Raw genomic sequence first — 576 nt, forward strand, 5'->3', positions numbered from 1 at the left:
GGATAGACAGGTCGATATCTTCCAGCAGCGGAGAAGAGATAGCCATTTCAGCAGCTTCTTCCGCACGGTCTTCACCGCTCGCCACGCCAGAACCCATCATTGCGTAGCCCATTTCAGACATTACGGTGCGTACGTCTGCAAAGTCCACGTTCATCAAACCCGGACGAGTAATCAGTTCGGCGATACCTTGCACAGCGCCTTTCAGTACATCGTTCGCTGCGCCAAACGCATCCAGCAGGGAGATACCGCGGCCCAGAACTTTCAGCAGTTTGTCGTTCGGGATAGTGATCAGAGAGTCCACATGCTTGGACAGTTCAGTGATCCCCTGCTCGGCGAATGCCATACGCTTCTTGCCTTCAAAGTTGAAAGGCTTAGTGACGACAGCAACGGTCAGGATACCCAAATCTTTTGCCACTTCAGCGACGACTGGTGCTGCACCTGTACCGGTACCACCCCCCATACCCGCAGCAATAAAGACCATGTCTGCACCTTCCAGCGCCGCACGCAGTGCATCGCGATCCTCATCAGCCGCATTGCGGCCAACTTCTGGATTAGCGCCTGCGCCCAGTCCTTTGG

General features: G+C 55.2%; 1 protein-coding gene. It reads right to left on the bottom strand.

Going from position 1 to position 576, the window contains the following annotated elements; genetic code table 11:
- The coding region (ftsZ, locus tag AC5O77_RS22260) for a cell division protein FtsZ (protein WP_494507229.1) at positions 1-576 on the bottom strand (576 nt) is incomplete at both ends.

Source organism: Stenotrophomonas sp. INTA L402-1 (assembly GCF_059295135.1).